A 23,598-nucleotide genomic window follows, 5' to 3' on the forward strand; every position below is an offset into this window, starting at 1 on the left:
ATCTTGTCTGCCCGCTCCCGTGAAACGACGAAGCCCCGGAGATGTCGATCACCTCCGGGGCTTGTCTTGTGTATGCCTTCGTCCTTCACAGGGGAAAGGCTACTTGAACTTTTCAAATTCAATATACTTTAGTATTATTAATATTAATCCGGCCGCTTGTTCGCCTCTCGCAGGGTAATTGGGGCGCAACCCCCGCGCAACCGGCACTTTAGAATTATTTGATTATAAAATGTCTATTTATTATTTCACGATTGCCTTTACAGCGGCTTCGCCTTCGACAGCTACGACGACCACACCCTGGGGAGCGGCGATTACAGCGTTGTCGGATGCGATGACCGTATTGGCCACTACCTGGCCGAGGATGTTGCTGATGACCACCTTCTTGCCTTGAGCGCCTGCGATCGTCACGTTGCCTTCGCCTGCGATGACTTTGACTGTTGCCACTTCAACGCCTTCGTTGGCTGTCGGAGCTTCCTGAGTGTCGACATATACGCGGAGAGCGTCTTTCACATCGCTTGTCAAAGTCAACTCGCCGTTGTTGTTCTTCAGGAACTGAACGCCGCAACGTACCACATAAGCCTCTTCTGCATCCGAAGCCTTGAAGATCTGATAGCGGAAGTTAGCCAGACCTGCCTGCGTGCCATCGGCATCCTGCTTCATGGCTACTTTGACCGTCTGTCCCTTGGCGGTCGTTACCAACGTGTCGGAGTTGGCCAATGTGGCGGCCTTGAAGATCAGTTTGTTGTCGCCGTTCGACCATTTGTACGGGTTCTTGGCGTCCGGACCGCCTACATAAGCGGCAGAGTCGGCAGCATAATACAGATACAGTCTTTCGGCAGCGTCTTTTACGCCCTTGGAGATATAGAAAGAAGGCAGCGTGTTGTCTACATCAGCAGTATCCAACCAGAAAGTCAGATCCACGTCGGCTGCCGTCTTGATGGCAATGCGGGCATCCCGGTTTTCATCCATTGATACATAACCGCCGTTTTCGGCGCTGATCGCTACGTGACCCGGAACAGCTTCCAGGCTTGCGCCGTAGATATCCTGTGCGATATACAGTTTGACAGAGGCGGCATCGGCGTTCTGGTAAGGTACACCGGCTGCTGACATTTCAGCTTTATCAGTAGAAGTCTTAAACGCGATGGCTTTTGCATTGTAAGCGATCTTATCCATGATGGAAACGGAACCGTTCTTGTTTTCCTTGATGATGAAAGCATGAGCAGCACCCGGAACTGTAGATGCCTGTTCCTTGGTAAGAGCTAAAGAAGAATTGTCCAGATAATACCAATCCAAGTTGTTCACCTGATATCTGACATTATAAGTATAGTAAGCAACCGTGTCTTTACCGGACATAGTCTTTACTTTACCTTTATCGTCCAACATCACATAGTCGTTCTTCAAATAAGAAGGAGCATCGTTTCTTACCAGTTCGAACATGGCAGCTTCTTCGTCGGAAACTTCTGCCAATACAGGAGTACCCGGAGTTGTCGTTTCATCAACCGTCACATACAATTTCTCTGCGTTTGCATCTTTTGCAAATGCCAAGCGGATATAATCGTGGTTCTCACCTCTTAAGGCAAAACCGGCAAACTTGTCTACCGTTGCAGGAATCAGGGTGATGGTCTTGCCTGTCAAGTTGACGGCCGTTTCTTCCGTATATTTACCATCTTTGTTTACCGTGATTACCTGGAACTGCGCAGGAGCACTATTTTTTTGGGCGCTTGCAATATAATATACGCCAGCGGTCGTAGTCGTATCCAGTTCGCAGTTGAACTCATAACCGGCTTCGCGGTTTCTGAAAGTCACGATGTTCTGGGTCGTATCGACAGCCGAAATAACGAACTGATACAACGGAGTGTTCAGGTTGGCAACGGCTGAACCTTGTGCGACAAGGGAGTAATCTGTACCGGTAATAAAATTAGCGCTCAGGTATTTGCCCTTTTCGGTTGCTTCGTCTTCAACTTCAGATTTACCGCTTTCGAAACGGATGTTGTAGATCGAAGCGCCTGTGCTGTTCAGCAGGCGATTCACTTTGGAGATCGGGTTCGAGCCGAATGTGAAAACATTACCGGCAGCCGCTTTTACGGTTGCGGTCAGTTTCTTTACATTAGTGTCGACTGTTGCAACGTCGATACCGGCAGCATTTGCGCTTGTCACTTGTTCCGTCTTTCCTTTTTCTTTCAAGTGGCGGATAGTACCTACAGTCGTGATGGCATAAGAATATTTGCCGTTTGCCAGATAGGCTTCGCTTGTTTCGACTTTGAAAGCGGCGTTGCCTACATACACTTCTTTGTTTTTGGACTGCTGTTCGCCTGTTGCGGAACTTGTAAAGAAGTTGAAGTCATTGCCCTGTACTTCCACGAAGCCGAGGTTCTTGCCGTCCTTCACTTCCTTGTCGTCCTTGCTCAGGCTCGTAGTCGGGTCGATGGCGATGAACGTACATTTTGCAAAGTCTTCGTAAGTCGTGATAGCGTTACCTGTCAGGTCGCCCCATGAAGTGGCGAAGTAAACACCGGCCGGGATGTCTTTGTTATCATCGGTTTCGCTGAATCCGGTCGTGATTTGGGAAACGTTGAAAGCCTTGATGTTCTTGGCAAAGATGCTGGTTTTCAATCCGTCGGCATTGAAGGAGAAGGAACCGCGGATGCCGTTCAAGTCGTCGGCTTTGATTTCCTTGGCCTTGGCACGGTAAGCTTTGATGTCAGTTGCAGAGCCTACGGGACCAAGGGTCACTGTGGTTGAAGCAGCCAATGTTACACCATTGGTTGTCATCGTAATCTTCTTACCACTTGTCATATCAAAGCCATTGGTAGCATCATACGTGTCATACCAGTTGAAAACCGTAATTGTCGGCTTTGTAGCAGGCTTCAAATCCGTACCATCCGTCATTGTCAGATAGGCATTCGTCTTTTTGTTTTTGAATTTGAAACCGGATACGGTCACACCGGTAGCAGTTCCGGCAGTCAATTGCGGCTCGATCGTCCAGAAGTATTCGTCGTCAATCTCATCTGTTGCTGTGAATTTGTCCTTCACAGTTCCTTCCAAAACCGTAAACTTGGTATTCTCGATAGTGGCCTCCTTGCCTTTCAAGAACCCGTTTGTTCCGTCACCCAACAGGTAGTAACCGGAAAATTCTTTTACATTGCCTGTGACTGCTTCAACTCCGGCACCGGGAGCTTGCGCATTCGCATTACTGAACAACGCGCCCAACATCAGCAGGCCCGTTGTCATAAGAGTAGAAAATCTCTTGTTCATAATCATTATAAAATTAATTGTTAATAAAATAGTGTATAAAAATCCAACAACTAATCTTACGAAGGGAAACAACTTCCCGCGAATGATTATGAACGGGCATAAAAAAAACGCGGGCCAATTGTCTATTATTAATCTTAAGGCTCTGGTAAGCCCACACGCCAATAATAGAACAATAGCCCGCGCCTATACGATATAATATACTCCCCCTATCTAAAGTGGATAAACCATAACGTAATCAGCGCAAGCATTTACTGTCCATTATTCCGGCGTGTTTAAAATTTACCAGATTTTAAGATTGGAATAATCTTCGTAAAATGCTTACAATATGTAAACGATCCCGCGCACTGTGAGCCGCTGCCCACTACGGAATCGTTGCAAAGGTAAATAGGTTTTCCGAATCAACAAGAAAAAACGCCTTTAATTTTCCGAAATATGTGGGTTACAGAACAAAACAATACCGTTTATGCAACATATTCCCCCGGTTCGGGGGATAAAAAGGATCACTATATACGGCTGCCTCGCTATTTTGCCGTTAAGAAATAGCAAACCGATAGTTGTGATGTAAGAAGAATTTTGTTCCTTTGGGGGCGAAATTCAACAAGGTATTTAGTGAAATCTTTTATTTGCATCCTGCTGGCATTATTTCAGTTTACAATATTTACGGCGGTTGGGGCGGTTCGCGAGCCTTCCTTGCCTGAATCGCCTCTACGCCTTTCCGTGTCCGATGCGGAGGCACGGGACGACAGCACATCCCGGATGTCCGTCGTCGAATATAAATTCAAGCCGAAAAGCCTGATCCTTCCCGCTTCCCTGATAACAGTCGGGGCGATCGGCACTGCCATAGACGGGATGAATGATTTCCACCTCTTTTCCCGCAAAGATTCCGTTAGGAAGATACGGATCGACGATTATATGGAATGGGGGATGCTGGGTTGGGTATTCGTATGCGACCTGATGGGGAAGGAGAAGCATAACTGGGTGGATCAACTCTGCTTAGTCGTTATTGCCGAAGGCTTCAATGCCGCCATGACACGGACGGTCAAGTACACGGTGGATGAAATACGCCCCGACGGCGGTCCTCACTCGTTCCCTTCCGGACATACCGCCAATGCTTTCTTGGGTGCGCATATCGCTTGGAAGGAGTTGAAGGACAGCAGCCCGGTGTTGGCCTATTCCGGCTATGCGCTGGCAACCTTCGTCGCCTGTTCGCGCTTGTACAACAACCGGCATTGGGTGGCCGATGTGGTGGCGGGGGCCGGTTTCGGTATCCTTTCCGTCGAACTCGCCTACTTGACTTATTTCCCTATCCGCAACGCGATCGCCCGCAAAATCAATATGAAGGGAAGCGACCGCCTCGTCGTCGCTCCGACGCTCCGCCCAGATGGAGGTGCCCTCTATCTGTCATGGAAGTTTTGAGAAATATCATCATTCCCTCTATTTTTTAATTCTTAATTTTTAATTCTTAATTCCCGAAATCTCCATCAGCTCCTCAATAAACGTCCGGTCATTGCTGAGGCGGGGGATTTTGTGCTGGCCGCCTAATTTCCCTTTCCGGCGGAGCCATTCGTAGAAGGTCCCTTCGCGGGCAATCAATATCTCCAGCGGTTGGAGGGAAATTTCTTTATAACGTTTTGCCTCGTAGTCGGAGTTAAGCTGTTGTAAGGTCTTGTCCAGCAAGGAAGCGAATTCATCCAGCGAAGGCGGCATTTTTTCGAATTCGATCATCCATTGATGGCGGCCTTTCGCCTTGTCCAGCATGAAGAGGGGAGCGGCGGTGTATTCTTTCACTTTGGCTCCCGTCAAGCGGCAGGCGCTGCTGATCGCCTTGTCTGCATTGTCTACCATCAACTCTTCGCCGAAGGCATTGATAAAGTTCTTGGTACGTCCCGATATCACGAACTTGTGCGGATAGAGGGAGGTGAAACGGACCGTGTCGCCGATCTGGTAACGCCACAATCCGCCGGAGGTCGTGATCACCATCGCATAGTTTTTCCCCACCTCTACGGCTTCTAACGGAAGGACGGTCGGGTGTTCGCTGCCCACCTCGCCCACTGGGATGAATTCATAGAAGATGCCGTAGTCGATCATCAGCAGCAGGCTGTGTTCCGCCGGATCGTCCTGGAGGCCGAAAAAACCTTCCGATGCGTTGTAGGTTTCCATGTATTGCATCCGGTCCGAGGGGATCAACGCCTTGTACTGGTCCCGGTACGGCTCGAAACTGATCCCGCCGTGGAAGAATACCTCCATATTGGGCCAGACGTCCGTTAGGTATTCGCATCCCGCCTTTTGCAACACAGCCTTGATCAGTACCAGCATCCACGAGGGGACGCCGGACAGGCTGTTCACGTCGGCTTTCCAGGTGCTTTCGACGATCGCTTTGATCTTGCTTTCCCATTCATCCATCAGGATGATCTTCTTGTCGGGGACGCGGATCAGGTTGACAAGCGGGTTCAGGTTCTGCAACAGGACGGCCGAAAGGTCCCCGCAATGCGCATTCCGGTTCAAAGGGGAAGGGCTGTGGCTTCCGCCTAAGATTAGCCCTTTGCTGGAAAAGAAACGGCTGTCGGGATTATTCCGGAGATAGATGGAGACGGTGTCGAAGCCGCCTTTGTAATGACACCCTTTCAGGATTTCGGGCGTGACGGGAAGGAACTTGCTTTTGTCGTTCGTGGTGCCGCTGCTTTTTGCGTACCACCGCACGACCGAAGGCCAGAGGATATTCCTTTCTCCGTTTATCATACGGGTGATGTATGGCTTTAGGTCGTCGTAGGTCTGCAAGGGAATCCGCTCACAAAAGTCTGCATATCCCTGAATGTTTTCGTAGTCGTATTTCAGGCCCCACTCGGTGCTTCGGGCGGCAGACAGAAGGGATTTCAACTGTCTGTGCTGGATGGCGTCTGCATCCTGCGCAAACTTTGCGATCTCTTTTTGCCGTGGGCGGAAGAGTAGTGATATTGTATTTGTCAGAATATCCATGCTCCTGTTGTTTGAATTGCATGCAAAGATACGATAATTTCCGTATCTTTGTTGGACAAGTACTTAATCCGAAAAAACGATGAAAATAGGTATCCTTTCCTCCGGCGGCGATTGTCCCGGAATAAACGCCACGATACGCGGTGTCGGTAAAACGGCCATTATGCACTATGGCATGGAAGTCATCGGCATACACAGCGGCTTTGTTGGCCTGCTGAATAAAGATGTCCAGACTTTCGACGAACGCAGCCTTTCCGGTATCCTGAACCTGGGCGGTACGATCCTGGGGACTTCCCGCGAGAAACCTTTCCGTAAACTCTTGGCTTCGGGCGAAAGCGAGAAGCCGCAGCTCATCAGGCAGAATTATGAAGAACTCGGCCTGGACTGCCTTGTCTGCATCGGCGGCAACGGGACGCAGAAAACCGCCGGCATGCTCTCGGCGATGGGTCTGAACGTGATCGGCGTGCCGAAGACTATCGACAACGATATCTGGGGAACGGACATAACCTTCGGGTTCGATACGGCTGTCAATATCGCGACCGAAGCGATCGACCGCCTGCATTCGACTGCCAGTTCGCACAAGCGGGTGATGGTGGTGGAGGTGATGGGACATCATGCCGGCTGGATCGCGCTGTATGCCGGGATGGCCGGAGGCGCCGATGTGATCCTGTTGCCTGAACTGGGCTTCGATATGGACAAGATAAACGAAGTGATCCTGGACCGTGCCCGCCGTGGTAAGCCCTATTCCATCGTGGTTGTGGCTGAAGGGATCGAAACGCCCGACAAGGAGCGTCCTTCCGTCTATGTGACGCGTGTCATAGAGGAGGCGACCGGGATCGAAAGCCGCGATACGGTCTTGGGATATATCCAGCGCGGAGGCAATCCTTCTCCTTTCGACCGCAATTTGGCTACCCGCCTGGGCGGACATGCTACGGAACTGATCGCGAACAGGCAATTCGGACGGATGGTTTGCATGAGAGGCAGTGAAGTCGAGTCGATCCCTCTTTCGGAGGTGGCCGGTAAGTTGAAATTGGTGACTCCCGGACATGATCTGATCGTTCAGGGAAAACGGATGGGAATCTCCTTCGGAAATTGAAAATTAGCTTTCGGCGGGAACGGTTTCCATGCTTGTTTCCGCTTTTCTTTTTTCCGTGCCGTTCATTTCCATTTCAGTTGTTTCCTGTGCGTTGTTCTCTACGGCTTCTTCTGGGAGTTCCTCGAACTCGTTCTCGGCTGTGTTCTCGCCGGTTTTCTTCTTCTTGAGTTCCGAGATGAATTGCTGGAATGTTTTGTCGGTTCGTAGTTTCTTGATCGCCATCTTGGCGGCGCTTTGCTGGGATTCTTTTTTCGAATAGCCGATGCCTACGCCTATCTGTGTGTCGGAAAGCGTCACGCCTGTCTGGAACACCGGGTTCCCGTCGTTGTCGGTAAACGATTCGATCAGGTCGAACGATATTTCGAGCTTGTTCTTCTGGCTCCATTCGATCAGGCTCGATTTGAAATTGACCTCTTTGCGGGCGATCGTTTCCAGGTTGACATATTTCTTGATGAGCACATTCTGGATGAAGTTGTAGCAGACCTCATAGCCCTGGTCCAGGTAGATCGCGCCGATCAGTGCTTCGAGGGCATTTCCATACATGTGGTTGTTGTGAGAGCTTAGTTTGGCAGAGTACACGACCATCTTGTCGAGTCCCAGTTCGACGGCAACGCGGTTCATCGTTTCGCGCTGTACGATTTTGGAGCGGGTGTTGGTCAGGAAACCTTCCCGCTTGTTCTGAAAGTGTTTGTAAACGATATCGCCTACGACTGCATCCAATATGGCATCGCCCAAAAACTCCAACCGTTCGTTGTTCAGCCATCTGCCGTCACCGCTTTCTACGGATGAGGATTTATGGAGGAAGGCTTGTTCATAAAGGTGGATGTTATCGGGATAAAAACCGAGTATCTTGTATAAAGAAGAATAAGGCTCCTTACCCATGTTCTTGAGGAGCCTTATTCTTTTGTATAACTTTGTAAACACGTTACTTCACAAATTTTTTTACAATAGCACAAGCATTGTGCCCGCCGAACCCGAAGGTGTTGGACAGTGCTGCCCGCACTTCTCTTTTTTGAGCTTTATTGAATGTGAAATTCAGTTTATGATCGATTTCCGGATCATCGTCACCTTCTGCATGATTGATCGTGGGAGGTACGATACCGTCTTTAATTGCCATAATGCAAAGGATTGCCTCCAATGCTCCGGTGGCACCTAAGAGGTGACCTGTCATTGATTTCGTCGAGCTGATATTCAGGTTGTAGGCGTGATCTCCGAAGATTTCTTTGATCGCCTTTACTTCCGAAATATCTCCTACCGGGGTAGAGGTCCCGTGGACATTGATATAATCGATGTCTTCCGGAGCCATTTCCGCATCTTCCAATGCGTTTCGCATCACCAACTTGGCTCCTAATCCGTCCGGATGGGAAGCGGTCAGGTGGTAAGCATCGGCAGACATGCCGGTTCCGGCAATTTCGCAATATATTTTAGCTCCGCGAGCCAAAGCGTGTTCCATCTCTTCCAGGACCAGACAGGCACCGCCTTCTCCCATCACGAATCCGTCACGGCTTGCGCTGAACGGGCGGGAAGCGGTTTCGGGCGAATCGTTGCGGGTCGACAGCGCGTTCATCGAGTTGAACCCGCCGACGCCTGATTCCGAAATGGCGGCTTCGGCGCCACCGGTTATGATCACGTTTGCTTTTCCCAGACGGATATAGTTGAACGCGTCAGCGATCGCGTTGGTAGAAGATGCACAAGCGGATACTGTCGCAAAGTTGGGGCCGTGGAATCCGTAAAGCATGGAGATATGCCCGGCTGCAATATCGGAGATCATCTTCGGGATGAAGAACGGATTGAACTTAGGACCGATCGTGTCTTTGATCTTTGCATATCCTAATACCTCTTCGTCGAATGTCTTGATACCGCCGATACCGGAGGCGAAGATAACGCCGATACGGTCCTTGTCTTCCTTGTCCAAGTCCATAGCTGCGTCTTCAATCGCTTGTTTTGCGGCATTTATTGCGAATAAACTATAACGGTCACACTTGCGGGCTTCCTTCCGATCCATTACTGTCAACGGGTCGAAGCCTTTTACTTCGCATGCAAATTGTGTCTTGAATTTGGATGCATCAAACTGAGTAATAGGCCCGGCTCCACTCTTCCCATTGATAATACCTTCCCATGTTTCCGGAAGAGTATTACCAAGAGGAGTAATAGCTCCAAGACCTGTTACCACAACTCTTTTTAATTCCATACCTTTAATTAAAAGGATTGATTACTTCGCGTTAGCTTCGATGTAAGCAATGGCGTCGCCTACAGTTGTAATCTTTTCTGCTTGATCATCAGGAATAGAAATACCGAATTCCTTTTCGAATTCCATAATCAGTTCTACAGTGTCAAGAGAGTCTGCTCCTAAATCGTTAGTAAAGCTTGCTTCGTTTGTAACTTCTGTTTCTTCAACACTTAACTTGTCAACGATGATAGCTTTTACTCTTTCAGCAACTTCAGACATAACTTTTTCAATTTAGATTAATAAATACGAATATACTTTTTAAATTTGCAGTGCAAAGAAAAGAATTTTTTATGTTACAAAACAAATTTAATGAGCTAAAAATGTGGAAAACTGCACATTTTATCTTTTCTTGTGCACAAAAACAGGAGAAAACATGAAAAACGTAGCAATTTTTGCCTCCGGGTCGGGTACGAACGCGGAGAATATCGCCCGATATTTCTCTAAAAGTGAAAGTATTAAAGTCGCGGTTGTTTTGTCTAACAACCGGAACGTAGGCGTGCATGCCCGTGTGAACAGGTTGGGGGTTCCTTCGTTTGTCTTTTCGAGGGAGGATTTTGCAGACGGGGGACCTGTCTTGGCAAAACTTGCCGAGTACGACACGGACCTGGTGGTCCTTGCCGGCTTCATGAATAAGATTTCCGCGCCTCTGCTGAATGCCTATCCGGGTAAAATCATCAATATCCATCCCGCCCTTCTGCCTAAATTCGGTGGCAAAGGCATGTACGGGATGCATGTGCACGAGGCGGTCGTTGCCGCCGGCGAACGCGAGACCGGCATTACCATCCATTACATAGACGAGCATTATGATGAGGGGACGGTTATCTTCCAGGCAAAATGTCCCGTCCTGCCCTCCGATACGCCGGAAGAGGTCGCCGCGAAAGTGCATGCGCTGGAATACGCCCATTATCCTCATATTATAGAAGAACTGATCGGTGGGTAGTAAAAGTTTCCCTTTGATGAAACTTTTGTTTCATGCCGGAGAAACTTTTGTTTCATGCGCAGGAAACTTTTTGAAACTCCCGGAGAAAAACCGGCATCAGAAGCTCGCGCTCAACTGCATGACATAGGTGCGGGGCGCGGCGACCAGCATCGGACGCGTACAGTATTCTTTGTTGAACAGGTTGTTCACCATGAACTGGAAGGATAGCTCCTTCGTGATCTTCACGCCTGCACGCAGGTCGACCACGCAGTAGGGCGTGTTGTTCTTCGCCCAATAGGAGTGAAGCGTTTGCCCGTCCACGTTGCCGAAGAGGATGTCGCGCACGTAGTCCATGATCTCCGGCTGCTCCTTCGCCCGCTCGTCCACCATCAGGTAGTCGACGGCCAATGTCTTGCTTTTCCATACGATATTGGTTCCCAGCGTCAGCCGTTTCCACTGGAAGTCGAGGACGGCTTTCACGGTGTGTTTCTGGCGGTACTTCAGGTATTTGGATGTGTTGGACTTCTCTTTCATGCGTATCGGATCGTCGTAGGTGGCTTCTTCCTCGTTCTTTTTCTTGTAGCCGGCGTCTTCCGGTTCGATGAATACATACCCTAAGTTGTAGCTCAATGTGGTGTTGGGGGTGAACGTGCAGACGCCGTTCGTACTGATTTCCGTCCCGTAGATTCGCGCTTTCGACACGTTATAGAACTGTGCGCCGACTCCCGGCATCTGTCCCTGGGTGATCATGCCCAGGAGGTCGCGCGTCCCGTTGATATACTGCAAAGTCGTATTGTTGAAAATCCCGAAGCGAAATTCGATCATGTCGGTGTACTGGGTATAGAACCCCGCCAGGTCGAAGAATCCCGCCAAGTTGCCGAACTTGTATCCCTGTTTGAAGCCCAGTTCGGCGTTCACGCCCTTTTCGGCATTCACTTCCCTGTTCGGGTACACGCCGACGCCGCCGATGTCCTTGCGGGCATATTTCTCGGTCAGCGAAGGATAGCGGTAGCCTTGCCCGAAGCTGGCGCGGATAAAGCTGTAGTCGGCAAGCTGGTAGTTCAGTCCGGCACGGAAGATCGGTTTGACCGGAATCCGGGTCCCGAACAGTTGGGTATCCGCTTCCCGCAGGTATCCGTCCACCCGGTAATATTCGGCACGCATACCGGCCGATACGCTCAGGCGGTCGAAGAAACGCTGGTCGTACTGGACGAACAGGGCGGCGTTGTCGCTGTCGTGCGTCCCGGTCGTTTTCGAAACGCTTTTCATGTGTTCGTAGGTCGCTCCGGCGGTGATCTGGCTCCCGCCGTCCCATTTCTTGTTGAACTGGTAGTCTACATAGTAGGTATAGTTCTTGTCCGTCCCTTTGGGCGCACTCTCCTTGTTGTTGTTCATCACCCAGGAGATCAGGTCGCAGTAGTCGGCTGTCGTGGCAGTCGGGAATACTCCGTTCAGGATGTTGACGGCCCCGTCCACGATCCCGTTCAGGTCGCCTTGCAATATCGGCTGGATCAACGGGAAGAACGGGCTGTAGTCTCCGTTCTTGATGTTGTCGATATAGGCGTTGACCGTGGCGGCATCGCTCCCCATATTGCTTAAGATGTCGTCGAGCGACTTGCGGGCGGAACTTCCGTCGATGATGTTGTCCCCCCGGTAATAGAAACGGGCCTTGATCTTATGCGAGGTGTTGCCGGCCGGATTGGTGAAGTTGAAAAAGGGGTCGATATAGAAGGTGTTCCCCTTGCGCCCCATGTTGGCGATAGACGACGGTTGGTAGACTTCCACCGGCGAACGCCAGATGAAGAAGTCGGCATATTTGTCGGCCAGGTAGTTGAAGTTGAACCCGTAGTTCAGGAGCTTCCCTTCTTTCATCGGATGGTGGTACGTCATATTGCCTCCGAACCGCAGTCGCCGGTTGTATCCCTGCTCGCGGTATCCGTCGTCGGAAAACAGGTTGAGTCCTCCCGACACGTCGAAGTTCCCGATCCGCCGTGCGTGCGAGACGTCCGCCCCTTCGTATTCGTCATGAGCCGGATGGTCGTAGATCCCGACATAGGTGCGGGCGCTTGTGACCGGCGTGAGTCCCGGCCGTTTCGTGCGGATATTGATCACCCCGTTCAGGGCGGATGAACCGTAGAGCACGGAGGAGGCGCCCTTCATCACCTCTACCTGTTCGATGTTTTCGAGCGGGACGATGTTCCAGTTGATCACTCCGTTGCCCGAACTCAGTGCGCTCATGCCGTCCACCAGCACAAGGCTGCGCGAACCGACCCCGTATGTCCATCCGTTTCCGCCGCGGATGGAGGGCTGCTTGTCGTTGATATCCACGCCCGGCATCGTGTTCAGTGTCGAACTCAGGTCGGTCGGCGCCTGCCGGGCGATATCGCCCGCTTTCAGCAGGTCCATCGAGACGGTGACGTCGCTTAGTTTCTGTTCGAAGCGTCCGGCGCTGACCACCACGTCTCCCAGCAGGTTCGCCTTGATGTTCATATAGACATCTTTTGTCTTGATCTCCCCTTTGCGGAGTACCAGCGGGAGCTGTTCGTTTTCGTATCCGATGTAGCTGAACAGGAGGTCGGTCCCCCCTTCCGGCAGCGCGATTTCGTAGGCTCCGTCGGTATCCGATATGGTTCCGTTCGTATCCCCGTTTATTTTCTTGTAGGTGATGTTGACGCCCGGCAGCGGTTCATGGGTTTCCGCGTCATAGACGTGCCCTTTCACTGTTTGTCCGAATGCGGCTCCGGTGAAGAGCGACAGGGCGAAAATCAGGATATATAGCTTTTTCATGCGGATTGCTTTTAGTTGACAGGTTTGTCCTTGTATAAATAGATGCCGATCTCGATGGGAATTGCGTTCAACTCCCGGCTCAACTGGTCCAGGATCGCGCCGAGCGTCTTTCCTTGCAGGAGTATGCCTGCGATACTTGCGAACTGGGGCGGGATCAGGTCGCCGATCAGGTCCGTGACAGGTGTGTTAAGCGTCTCTTCGGGAAGAAAGACCTTCACGATGTCCAGCAGGGCGAACAGCTCCTGTATTTCCGGTTTGTCGAGGAGCAGGATGAGATCGCCTTTTGCCGGGTCTTCGCTTTCGCGGATCGTCATTTTGATACCGGTGGTAGACCAGGCGTTGATCTTCCGGTAGGCCGCCAGTAGCGCGTTCTCCATGGAGCTATCCCCGGAGCCGGCCTTCGTCTGTTTGTTTACCATCACTTGGCGGATGATCATGTCGACTTGCGGGATTACATATAAGGATGCATTGCTCTCCACGTGATAAGTCGCTAAGTTGGAAGGCGAAGCGGCCCAGTCGTTTGCCGGGTGTTTGACATAATTGCCTATCAGGTTTCCTATCCGGACCGAATCGGGCAGGGGAGCATAGCGGGCGATGATGTTTCCGTCCGCCCGGAAGGCCAGATCGTTCAGCACGGAACTGATCAGGTTGCTGACCAGCTTGCCGCCTACCAGGTTATACAGCATTCCGGTCATCGTCTGCATGCTGCCGTTGTCCACATTATAATAAGAGGCATTTTCGTGGGCGACATGCCAGGTCCCGTTCGCCGTCAACCGGTTCTCCGGAATCGTGATGTCCGACAGTTCCAAAAACAGTCTTTTAGCCTGTATGCTTCCCTGGTAACGAAACGTAGTGCCGGTTGTTGCCGTTGCGTTCCCACTAAAGGAATAGCCGCCGTTTGCCGTCGTCAGGGGAATGTCGGCAAGGGCCGTTTCTGTATCGTGCGGTAGTACATATTTAAGAATGATATGTGCGGTTTTCCCGTCATCCGTCTTAAATGCCACGTCTTTTCCGATAAATGTATTCCCGTTGTAGCTCAGGATAAGGGAGTCCCCGTTTGCCGGGACGCTTAGTTTGTTAGAGTAGATCCCGCTCAGTTCCGCCGGGGAAAGGCTGTCATGCCCATTATCGTCATTGCAGGATATCAGGAGGATAGTCAGCATCATGGCGGAAAGGAAACGGCATATCGATTTTCTATTCATATATTTCGTTTTTAGTCCTACTATTGGATAATACAAAGAACAGACTTAAGTTTGAGTTAAACAATCTCTATGTTTGGGAATAAATATTCTATTTTTAAGATTATTAGGCAGACTAAGCATATTTTACTACTTTTGAAACAACAAAACGGTGTTGTATGAAGATAGACGTTGACTTGCCTAAATTCGATATCCCGAAGGATTTTATCGTGGGCGATGGTATTACGGGCGATATCCTGAACATGTACGGGCTTTTTCCCTGCAAGATAAAAGCGGGCGTGTTTGCCTTTTGTACGCGGGGGACGATCCGTGTGACGATAAACCTGGATGAATATACGGCGCAGGCGAACGATTTCATCACCTTGCTGCCCAATACCTTTATCCAGATCCATGAAGTGTCGGAAGATGCCGAGGTCTGTTTCGTCGCTTTCTCTTCCCGTTTCCTGGAAAGCATCAATTTTATCCGGACGATCTCCAACCTGATCGTTACGATCATCGAGAATCCGGTAGTCCCTTTGTCCGCTAATGCCGCCGCTATCTATAAGGATTTTTTCTCCCTGCTGGTACGGGCGGACAACGATCCTGACTCCATCCTCTTTACCGACAGTCTGAAACCGGTCCTCGACCTGCTGATCCAGGGAGTGGTCAATATGTACAAGAAGTTCAATACCTGGAAAGAACCGGTTCTGAGCCGTGACAAGGAGATCGCCCGCGAGTTCGTGCAGCTTGTCTGGCAATATTATACGAAAGAGCGGAGCGCCTCCTTCTATGCCGGAAAGCTGCGGATCACCTTGCCCCATTTCTGCTACGTGATCAAAAAGACGACCGGGATGACGGCCCTCGATATTATTGCCAACGTCGTGATAATGGACGCCAAAGCCCAACTGAAATCAACGAATCTCCCGATAAAGGAAATCTCTATCGGGTTAGGGTACAGCAATGTGGCTTTCTTCGACAAATATTTCCGCCGCTACGTGGGAATGTCGCCGCTGGAGTACCGTAACAGTTGAGCCGCGTTTCCTATCTCAATTTGTTCCGATTGAAATGCGGCCCTGCTTTTAATAAAAAGAACAGTGTCGAAAGAATTGTCAGGCATGCCCCGAACAGGTAAGCATAGTTGAATCCCCCGAATGCCTGCGCAATGCTTCCGCCTATCATCAGTCCGATCCCGATCCCCACATCCCAACTGGTCAGGTAGGTGGAAGTCGCTGTTCCCCGTTGGCTGTTGGGAGCGAGGTTCACGAACAGGGTGTTGAAAGCCGGGAACATCGTGCCGAACGCCACTCCTTGCGAAAGGGCGATCCCGATATACAGATAAGAGGTGAAAGCCGGATCCCACCGCATCAGCCTTTCCAGAGCTGCCAGCCCGAAGAAGCTGGCGGCGGCAAGATACATTCCCAACGAGATGACCAGCGTGATCCTCCCTTTGTCGACCTGCCGTCCGGAGAACATGCGCGAGACGGCCAGACCGATCGCCATAAAGGTGAAATATAATCCCGAATTGACGGAAATCCCGATTTCATCGGCATACATGGCCACGTATGTGGTCGTCATGCCGTAGGGAATGGAGAGCAGCAGCAAAGAGATACCCGCCCAAGTGCCTTTCACTAAAAAGAAACGGTCCAGCGAGATCGGTTCCTTCTTTACCGGTTGCTTCTGCGGTGTCTTTACCAGATAGGCCATGATGAATCCGAGGAGGCAGGAGAGGAGCGAGCAGGCGAAAATCGTTTCGTAGGAGAAGCTGGTGTGCATGAACAGCCCTGTCATCGGCCCGAAACTCATGGCCGTATTGTTTGCCAGCCCGTAATAGCCGATCCCCTCGCCACGGCGGGAGGAGGGCAGGATGTCGATCACGATCGTATTGCCCGACACCGTCACCATGCCGAAGGCGAAACCGTGCAAGATGCGGAGCGCGATAAAGATGCTCAGCAGGCTAGCGATCATATATCCGGCGAAGATGACCATGAAGACGGAGTAGGCTAAGAGGTACAACGGCCGTCTGGCGAATGTGTCCAGCAGGTATCCGGAGAACGGACGGATGCAAAGGGCGGCAATGGTATAGCACGACAGGATAAAGCCGATCATCGATTTATCCGCATCGAACTGGTCCTGCAAGTAAAACGGCAGGACCGGCAATATCAGATAAAATGCGAAGAACAGCAAAAAGTTGGCTGCTAAGATATAGCAGAAACTGGGTGAAATAAGTTTGTCTTTTCCCATTGTTCCGTTTGGTTTGTGTTATTGTTGGACCTCGAACCCCAATCTTCGGAGCAGTCCGGCTTCTTCCGGAGTCGCATGGACGATTGTGTATGCCTGGTATTCCCTCGGGTGATGATAGTTTGCCCGGAACCATTCGAACCGGTCGGGATTTTCCCGCAACGCCCGGTCAACGGCAAGCGGGTTGAAACAGGTCAGGATCGCCTGTCCGATCCGGTCTCCTGTAAACCGGTCCAGGTCGATAACCGGATTTCCGGGTGCAGGCGGAACCACTTCGGCGATCTTTCCGATCTTCACCTGAAAGTATTTTTCGATGTTTTCCAGACACATACGCGTGCCGTTGGCTTTCCCGTCCGCCGAGAAACCGGCGATATGCGGAGTCGCTATCGCGGCCAGTCCCAGTAATTCCCGGTTGATGTCGGGTTCGTTTTCCCAGCAGTCCAGGATCAGTTCGCCGATCTTGCCTTCTTTCCGGGCATGCAAGAGGGCATCCGTGTCATGGACGGCTCCCCTGGATGCGTTGACGAACCAGGGTTTCCGTTGGAGCTTGCCGAAGAAGCCTTCTCCTGCCAGGTGGCGGGTGGCAAAACGACCATCCTTTGTCAGCGGCGTGTGGAAGGTGACGATGTCGGCTTGCTCGGCGATCGTGTCCAGCGGGACGAAGCCGTCTTCCCCTTCCGCCTCCGCCCGCGGCGGGTCGTTGCGGAGCACGTTCATCCCGTAGGCCGAGCATAACTTCTCCACCTCTTTCCCGACATGGCCGACTCCGACGATCCCGATCGTCTTCCCTTGTAGGGGTTCACCCTTTCGGAGCGCGATCGTGAGCAATCCGGCAAGTACATATTGGGCGACCGAAACGGCATTGCATCCCGGCGAGTTCTTCCACGTGATACCCGCCTCGTCGCAATACCGGGTGTCGATATGGTCGAAGCCTATCGTGGCGCTGGTAATCAACTTCACCCGGCTTCCTTCGAGCAGTTCGCGGGTGCATTTGTCTATGCTCCGCACGATCAGCGCGTCTGCATCCTTTACGTTTTCCGGTGTAAACTCTTTAGAAGTGAGATATTTTACCTCTGCAATCGGTTCTGCGATTCCTTTCAGGTAGGGAACGGTATTGTCGGCGACTATTTTCATCTTGCTGTCCTTTTTCGAGGAGGCAAAGGTAGGGATTATTTTCCAATCTTGACATAATTCAGCCGCGTGTACTGTATGCCATAACTCTCGAATGTCGCAGCGATACGTGCCGAAGAGATATGCAGCACCTCGCCCGGCCGGTAAGCATGTTCCAGGGAGGGCAACTGCCCGGAGGCCTGGCTGGGATTGCCGGAGGCGAAGGTCAGGTTGACCAGGTTGCCGCTCGCATCGATGGCCGTCAGGCGCTGGCGGACGAAGAAGACCGGGGTTGTCCCGACGACATGGGTCCTGTACGGGTCGTCTTCCACCCGCACTTTGGTTATTTTCAGGGTAAGATGGGCAGCTTGTCCCCTTTCTTTCCTAAGAAACGGCTGGTGGGACGCGGCTGGTATTTCTTTTTCAGCATCTTGTCCAGATATACGCAGTTGTAGGCTTGTGCCATCTTGACGAAACGTTCCTGTTTGGGGATGGTAGGTGTGTATTTATGGGCGATCCAGTTCACGTAGCCCGGATCTATCCGCAGGATCTCATACAGGAAATGTCCGCGGTATTTGCCGAAAGCGATCAGGTCGTCCCCGTGTGTCGACATCCTCTTCTCATTGTAGTCCGTGACCAGGATCTGTCGGTTGGCATACCACAATTCGGAAGTGACGATGCGCAGCGACTGGATAATGTCCGGTTTCAGATCTTCGACAAACAGGATGCACCGCTTGTTGAGCAGAGGCGTGTAGAACCACAGGCTGTAGTCCGGATGCCCTTCCCTCGGTAAAACCACAAGGTAGCATCCCGCTTCCTTATAAGAGGCTTTTCCCTGGTTATAAACATTCAACTTCTCATAGAGGAGCTCCTGCTCCGCCTCTGTTATATTGGGTAATCTGGGGTTCGCCATATTGTCATCTCCTTATTTTCGGTTTTAAAATCCGGGTACATAATCTGTTTATCATGTACCCGGATTAACATCATGAGCTGTGAACGAAGATAATGAAAAATTTTGACAATATCGACACGCCTCTTTTCATTTTATCCGGTTATCCGTATATAAAAGTTCATGAGTCGGATCGTATGCTGCCATCCGGCTGACGAGGTTCCAGTTCTCGTCTTTTTCGTTCCAGGTATAGTTGCATACGCTAAGTACATGTTCGTCCAATTGCGAATAAATGATTTTGTCTTCCTGATCGGAGTAGCTGTTCGTGCGGCTGTCCCATTTCATGCAGGTGACGCTTGTTTCCGTCAAATCGTACTTGTATTCCAGGCGATATGCATTTCCCCATTCGTCGGATGCCGGATCCCACGCCTGGACTTCTTTGGCTGTCAGGCGCTTTTGCGAGTCGTAGTCATATCGGTAACGAAGTCTCTTTTGGAAATTGCCGTCATCGTTTTTCTTGAAAACAGTTTTTGCACATACTTCTTGCCGGTCGTTGAACTCGGTGTTATAAATAAATTGGTTACCTCCGATATTAGTATCGAATAAAGAAAGAACCATTGCAGCTGTGATTGTAATTGCATCCATTGTCGTTTATTTTTTGAGATTAATACTTTGTTTCTTTTATCTATGGCAAAAGTAGGCAGACGATATCCGCCGGTATGTTATCGTTACGTTATCATTAGGTTAACGGCTCCATCATCCGAAAGTGGCAAAATGCGGATTTGATGCTTTTGAAAATATATTAAATCGTACAATAACCTCATTAAAATGGCATGTTTTTGTATTCTGTTCTATATTAGGTCTTTGTAGAAATGTATGTTTGTTAAAAAATATTACCCTTGCGGGAAAATCGATTTTCACGGGTATGAAAATCGATTTTCATGGTAATGTGTTTCGATTTGGACCAACGGGTATTTTAATGAATCGTACAATAAGTAATAGATGGCAATAAGTTCGTGTTTAAGAAAAACTGAACCTATATTTTAGGCACGGATTTCACGGATTACACGGCAAGAAGTTTTTTCAAAATATATTTAAACCGTGAAATCCGTGTAATCCGTGCCTAAAATTAGTTCAAATTTGCCAGAAAGCGAACGTGCCTGCTCCTTTTACGTCAACATGTCGAATTGTTCGTTCCAGAGTTGGTTGTAGATGCCGCCGGAGCTGCATAGTTCGCGGTGTGTGTCGGTTTCCGTTACCTGTCCGTGGTCGAGGACGACAATCCGGTCTGCGGCCTTTATCGTACTGAGGCGATGGGCAATGACGATGACTGTTTTGCCTTCATGTGCCAGTTCGTCCAATACTTGCTTGACAAACTTTTCGGAAATGGAGTCGAGTGAAGAGGTTGCCTCGTCGAAAATCAGGATATCCGGCTTTTTGTACAGGGCGCGGGCAATGGCGATACGTTGGCGTTCTCCGCCTGAAAGGGAGGCACCGTGTTCCCCTATATACGTCATGTATCCTTTTGGCAGGCGTTCGATGAAAGATTGTAACCCCAACCGGTTGGTCAGGTCGACGATCCGTTTCATATCCGGATGCAGGTCGCCGACAGCGATGTTTTCCACGATTGTTCCGGCAAACAACTCGATCTGTTGCGGTACGGTTCCGACCCGGCTGCGCAGGTTCTTATCCACCAAGACATAATCGGTTATCTTCCCGACATATACAGAAGTGGATAATCCCAAAATACTATATATGAATGCGCCGAATAGAGCCTGGAACATTACATTCTTGTGTGGCATCAATAACGACAGGAACTTCCGTGTTATACTTATTTTCTGATTACCCTTTTGAAATGTTTCTTCCGGTTCCATGAGAACCAGTACGCCCGTCCATTCTTTCTTGAATTCTTCATTTGTTTTCTGATGCATCCGCCCGTCTCGCCAGCATATTGGTAAAGAACGGAAATAGGTAATCCGATTGATAAGCCTCCTGCCTTTTGGGCAACGTCAGCGAAACAGCCGGTGCAGAGGCCTCTTCCAAATACTCTTTTGTGTAACTGAACTGATAGCTGCCTTTACTTTTCTCTACCAGTATACCGGCAAGCCGGTCGTTTACGAAAACTTCTGCTTTTCTCATCCTTCACTATCCGCTTTTAGTACCAGTTGAACTTCCAGTCCTAATACATCCGCTATTCTGGATAGTGTAGATAAGGAAGGATTGCCGGAATTATCTTCTATTGCAATGATAGTACGCAGACTTATTCCGGAGAAATCTGCCAGATCTTGCTGGGTGATCTTCAGCACAGCGCGTCTCTTTTTTATTTGTTCACCGATGCTCATTGTGCAATATATTACATATTTGAACAAAGATAGGTATAGGATTTGGAATAAACAAGCGTAATGTGCAATATATTGCGTCTTAACATTCAGAACTTGTACCGCACCGACGCCCTGAATTCCCGCGGGCGAATATCGATCCAGGAGGTATAGCTTTCGGTGGCGGAATACTGCGTGTAGCTGTATTGCCTCTTATTGAACAGATTGGTGGCTTCGGCTACAAATTGCCAGTTCCCTGTCTTCCACCGGAAGGAAAGGTCGGCGAAGAAAGCGTTGACCGCCTTGCCACGGCTGACGTCATTATGGTAATGGTCTGCCGAGAGATTGATCTCTATGGGAAAAAGTTCGTAGGAGAGCTGGAGCTTTCGGACGATGTTCAGAAGCGGATCGAGGCGTGTGTCCGTACCGATCGAGGATCTGCCGAGGTGGATGGTGGCCTGGTAGCTGGCGGAGAAGCAGCGGACAGGTGTCCAGATGATCTTCGGTTCGTATTGCATGAAATCGTATCGGTAGGGCAACCGTTCGCCGGCACTCAACTGTTCCGCCTCGCTACGGCCAAGAAGATAAGTGAGCGAAGTCTTCAGCCCGTAATCGTAGAAGCCTTTGGAGAGCGTCCCTTTCACGGTCCATCCGGAAGAATGGTTGGAGAGGCGGTGGGAGACAAGGGCGACTTGCCCGTCCTGTATCTGCTGTTCGAAGATACGGTCGGACCATCCCCGGTTATGGTTGAGCGATAGGGTGGCGAAGAATTCGCGCACCGTATTTTTGTATTCTCCGTACAGCGAATAGCTCTGCGTGCGGTTCACCGGCAGGATCCCGTTGTTCATTCGGTAATGGCGGTGGTCCGTGCGGTAGGCATCCGGGTACAGGTCGGTGATGTTTCCGTAGTTTTCGTGATAGTTGGCATGGATGGAGAAACGCCAGGCGTAGTTGAACTTATAGTTGATGTACAGGAACGGATTGGCAGCCAACCGGGAAAAGCCGGCTGCCGGGAAGGTGGTCCATACGAGCGGAAGATGGAACGTCAGATTCCATTTGTGCAGGTTCCATTGGTAGTTCGGTTTGAAATACAGGCTTGTCCCGTTCCTGATCGAATTGAGATCGCCCGTTATGCCGACTGTATATTGCCGTGTCAGGCTTCTTTTCTTGCGCAGGAAAGCGAGTGAATGGTCCAAATAAAGCTGTTGCAAGTTTAACGTCTGCTTGTCCCCGTCTATCAGAATGCGGGCCGGCAGATTGTGATAGCGGAGCAGGGAGCGGAGTTCGAGCGTGTATCTGTCCCGTGTCCGGATGTTTTGCAGGTAGTTGCGTATGCCCATGTCCGGTGTCCGGATGCGTTGGTTGACCGACGAGGCGCCGGAGATACGGGACGTACCTCTTTCCCAGTTTCCGGAAAGGTTGAAGTCGTTTGTCAGGTAATGGCTTTCGGCGTTGTTTTCCAGGCTCATCGCCACCTCCGCCCGGTCGGTGCGGATGTGCGTGCTGCTTTGTTCCGCCAAGGTAGCCGTATCTCCGGCCTGGTAATAATGGATGACACTTCCCCTTTCCTGTTGCGTAAGATCATGCAGGTAGTTGGTGTTGAGGCGTAACTGGGTCGTTTCGTCCAGCTTGTACACCCGGTTGCCGGAAAGGGAATGTACGTTGTTAAAGAGCAGCCGTTCCTTTTTCAGCGGTGCGGAAAAGGAGGGCTGCGAAAGGAATGACGGGATCGAAGGGCCTGTTCCCTTTTCGGCTCCTGTTTGTGTAAGTACGTTCTGTTCGTCTGTTACATCGTTCCCCCGGTTATTCCCTTTATAGATATAGGCGGACTGGCTATTCCGGCTGATCTGTATGGCATTGCCCGTGCCTTCCCACAAAAGGGGAGAAGCGCCCAGGCCTCCTTCCAACGTGCCCATCCAGCGGTCGCGGAAGTTGTCTTTCAGTTTGAGGTTGATCGCGATATCTTCGGTCGTCAGTTTCTTTTGCAAGGCGCGGATGGGTTGATGGTTCTCCAGTACTTGTACGCTCTTGACGGCATCCGCCTGCAGGTTGTTGGTCAGTTGGTTGTACCGCCCGTCCGTCAGGTCCATTCCTTCCACGTAGAACTGGCTGATGTTTTTCCCGTTGTACGAGATTTTCCCGTCGTCGTCCACGTCCACGCCCGGCAGTTTCTTCAGTACGTCTTTGATCGCTTCGTCTTTCGGGCTGATGAATTGCGACACGTCGTAGTTGATCGTGTCCTGCCGCCCGTAGACGCGCCCCGGACGTATCTCTACCTCTTTCAGCGTGAAAACTTCCGGTTCGAGGCGGATGTGGAGCGTTGCCCCGTTGGTGATCTTTTGCCGGACCGCTTTATATCCTAATAGCGAGACGTGGACGGATAGCGAGTCGTCGGTCTGGTGGAGCGAGAGGGTGAAGGTTCCGTCGGCCTTTGTCAGGGTGTAAGTTAGCGGGAACTGCCGCCCGGCTTTGCGTATCTGCACGGCTGCGGCATCCACCGGCCGGCCGTTTCCGGCATCGGTTACAATCCCCTTTATGACTTGTTGGGCAGACAGGCTACAGGCGGTGAGCAGGAGAATGGATATATACAGGAGGCTCTTCATTG

The 23,598-nt window shown here is 50.7% G+C and carries 17 protein-coding genes and 2 pseudogenes; 4 read left to right on the forward strand and 15 right to left on the reverse strand.

The window, feature by feature from the left end:
* Positions 1-240: 240 nt before the first annotated feature.
* Positions 241-3,255, reverse strand: coding sequence for a DUF6383 domain-containing protein (locus RDN79_RS03520; RefSeq protein WP_298553932.1), 3,015 nt, complete (start codon positions 3,253-3,255; stop codon positions 241-243).
* Between the two features lie 609 nt (positions 3,256-3,864).
* Between RDN79_RS03520 and RDN79_RS03525 the strand changes: the two genes are divergently transcribed.
* On the forward strand, positions 3,865-4,671 hold the full coding sequence (locus tag RDN79_RS03525; protein WP_298553935.1) for a phosphatase PAP2 family protein: 807 nt from the start codon (positions 3,865-3,867) through the stop codon (positions 4,669-4,671).
* Between the two features lie 39 nt (positions 4,672-4,710).
* Here RDN79_RS03525 and RDN79_RS03530 read toward each other — a convergent pair whose 3' ends face one another.
* On the reverse strand, positions 4,711-6,231 hold the full coding sequence (locus RDN79_RS03530) for a GH3 auxin-responsive promoter family protein (protein WP_298553937.1): 1,521 nt from the start codon (positions 6,229-6,231) through the stop codon (positions 4,711-4,713).
* A 79-nt stretch (positions 6,232-6,310) separates the two neighbouring features.
* Here RDN79_RS03530 and RDN79_RS03535 point away from each other — a divergent pair, with 79 nt between their 5' ends.
* A complete protein-coding gene (locus RDN79_RS03535) occupies positions 6,311-7,324 on the forward strand; it encodes an ATP-dependent 6-phosphofructokinase (protein ID WP_298553939.1) in 1,014 nt (337 codons plus the stop codon).
* 3 nt (positions 7,325-7,327) lie between these two features.
* On the opposite strand, the gene rnc is transcribed toward RDN79_RS03535, so the two are convergent.
* The 3 genes from rnc to RDN79_RS03550 are packed head-to-tail and all read right to left on the reverse strand — an operon-like array spanning position 7,328 to position 9,773.
* Positions 7,328-8,206, reverse strand: coding sequence for a ribonuclease III (gene rnc / locus RDN79_RS03540; RefSeq protein ID WP_298553942.1), 879 nt, complete (start codon positions 8,204-8,206; stop codon positions 7,328-7,330).
* A 43-nt stretch (positions 8,207-8,249) separates the two neighbouring features.
* Entirely contained in the window at positions 8,250-9,515 is a 1,266-nt protein-coding gene (fabF, locus tag RDN79_RS03545) for a beta-ketoacyl-ACP synthase II (protein ID WP_298553944.1), read from the reverse strand.
* 21 nt (positions 9,516-9,536) lie between these two features.
* Positions 9,537-9,773 carry an acyl carrier protein gene (locus tag RDN79_RS03550; protein ID WP_005639879.1) on the reverse strand — a complete coding sequence of 79 codons (237 nt, stop codon included), beginning with the start codon at positions 9,771-9,773 and terminating at the stop codon, positions 9,537-9,539.
* Between the two features lie 154 nt (positions 9,774-9,927).
* Between RDN79_RS03550 and RDN79_RS03555 the strand changes: the two genes are divergently transcribed.
* Complete coding sequence (locus RDN79_RS03555) at positions 9,928-10,494, forward strand: phosphoribosylglycinamide formyltransferase (protein WP_298553947.1); 567 nt, start codon at positions 9,928-9,930, stop codon at positions 10,492-10,494.
* A 96-nt stretch (positions 10,495-10,590) separates the two neighbouring features.
* On the opposite strand, the gene RDN79_RS03560 is transcribed toward RDN79_RS03555, so the two are convergent.
* Positions 10,591-13,260, reverse strand: a complete 2,670-nt coding sequence (locus tag RDN79_RS03560; RefSeq protein WP_298553950.1) for a TonB-dependent receptor — start codon at positions 13,258-13,260, stop codon at positions 10,591-10,593.
* An 11-nt stretch (positions 13,261-13,271) separates the two neighbouring features.
* The gene (locus RDN79_RS03565; protein ID WP_298553953.1) at positions 13,272-14,462 is read right to left on the reverse strand and encodes a DUF4925 domain-containing protein; all 1,191 of its coding nucleotides are present in this window, start codon (positions 14,460-14,462) and stop codon (positions 13,272-13,274) included.
* Positions 14,463-14,617: 155 nt separating this feature from the next.
* Here RDN79_RS03565 and RDN79_RS03570 point away from each other — a divergent pair, with 155 nt between their 5' ends.
* Entirely contained in the window at positions 14,618-15,469 is an 852-nt protein-coding gene (locus RDN79_RS03570) for an AraC family transcriptional regulator (protein WP_298553956.1), read from the forward strand.
* 10 nt (positions 15,470-15,479) lie between these two features.
* Here RDN79_RS03570 and RDN79_RS03575 read toward each other — a convergent pair whose 3' ends face one another.
* The 8 genes and pseudogenes from RDN79_RS03575 to RDN79_RS03610 form a co-directional block, all read right to left on the reverse strand.
* A complete protein-coding gene (locus RDN79_RS03575; protein ID WP_298553959.1) occupies positions 15,480-16,679 on the reverse strand; it encodes an MFS transporter in 1,200 nt (399 codons plus the stop codon).
* Between the two features lie 18 nt (positions 16,680-16,697).
* A complete protein-coding gene (gene pdxB, locus RDN79_RS03580) occupies positions 16,698-17,810 on the reverse strand; it encodes a 4-phosphoerythronate dehydrogenase PdxB (protein WP_298553962.1) in 1,113 nt (370 codons plus the stop codon).
* Between the two features lie 35 nt (positions 17,811-17,845).
* Positions 17,846-18,699, reverse strand: a pseudogene (locus RDN79_RS03585) (hypothetical protein).
* A gap of 126 nt (positions 18,700-18,825) precedes the next feature.
* The gene (locus RDN79_RS03590; protein WP_298553965.1) at positions 18,826-19,320 is read right to left on the reverse strand and encodes a DUF3836 domain-containing protein; all 495 of its coding nucleotides are present in this window, start codon (positions 19,318-19,320) and stop codon (positions 18,826-18,828) included.
* 524 nt (positions 19,321-19,844) lie between these two features.
* A pseudogene (locus RDN79_RS03595) lies at positions 19,845-20,357 on the reverse strand (ATP-binding cassette domain-containing protein); the annotation flags it as partial.
* Between the two features lie 229 nt (positions 20,358-20,586).
* Entirely contained in the window at positions 20,587-20,814 is a 228-nt protein-coding gene (locus RDN79_RS03600) for a HipA N-terminal domain-containing protein (RefSeq protein WP_298553971.1), read from the reverse strand.
* Entirely contained in the window at positions 20,811-21,017 is a 207-nt protein-coding gene (locus RDN79_RS03605) for a helix-turn-helix transcriptional regulator (protein WP_298553974.1), read from the reverse strand. The genes RDN79_RS03600 and RDN79_RS03605 overlap by 4 nt, the downstream gene beginning before the upstream one ends.
* 86 nt (positions 21,018-21,103) lie before the next feature.
* Positions 21,104-23,596, reverse strand: coding sequence for a carboxypeptidase regulatory-like domain-containing protein (locus RDN79_RS03610; protein WP_298553976.1), 2,493 nt, complete (start codon positions 23,594-23,596; stop codon positions 21,104-21,106).
* Positions 23,597-23,598 lie beyond the last annotated feature (2 nt).

The organism is uncultured Parabacteroides sp. (genome assembly GCF_902493135.1).
In the GTDB taxonomy this organism is placed as follows: domain Bacteria; phylum Bacteroidota; class Bacteroidia; order Bacteroidales; family Tannerellaceae; genus Parabacteroides.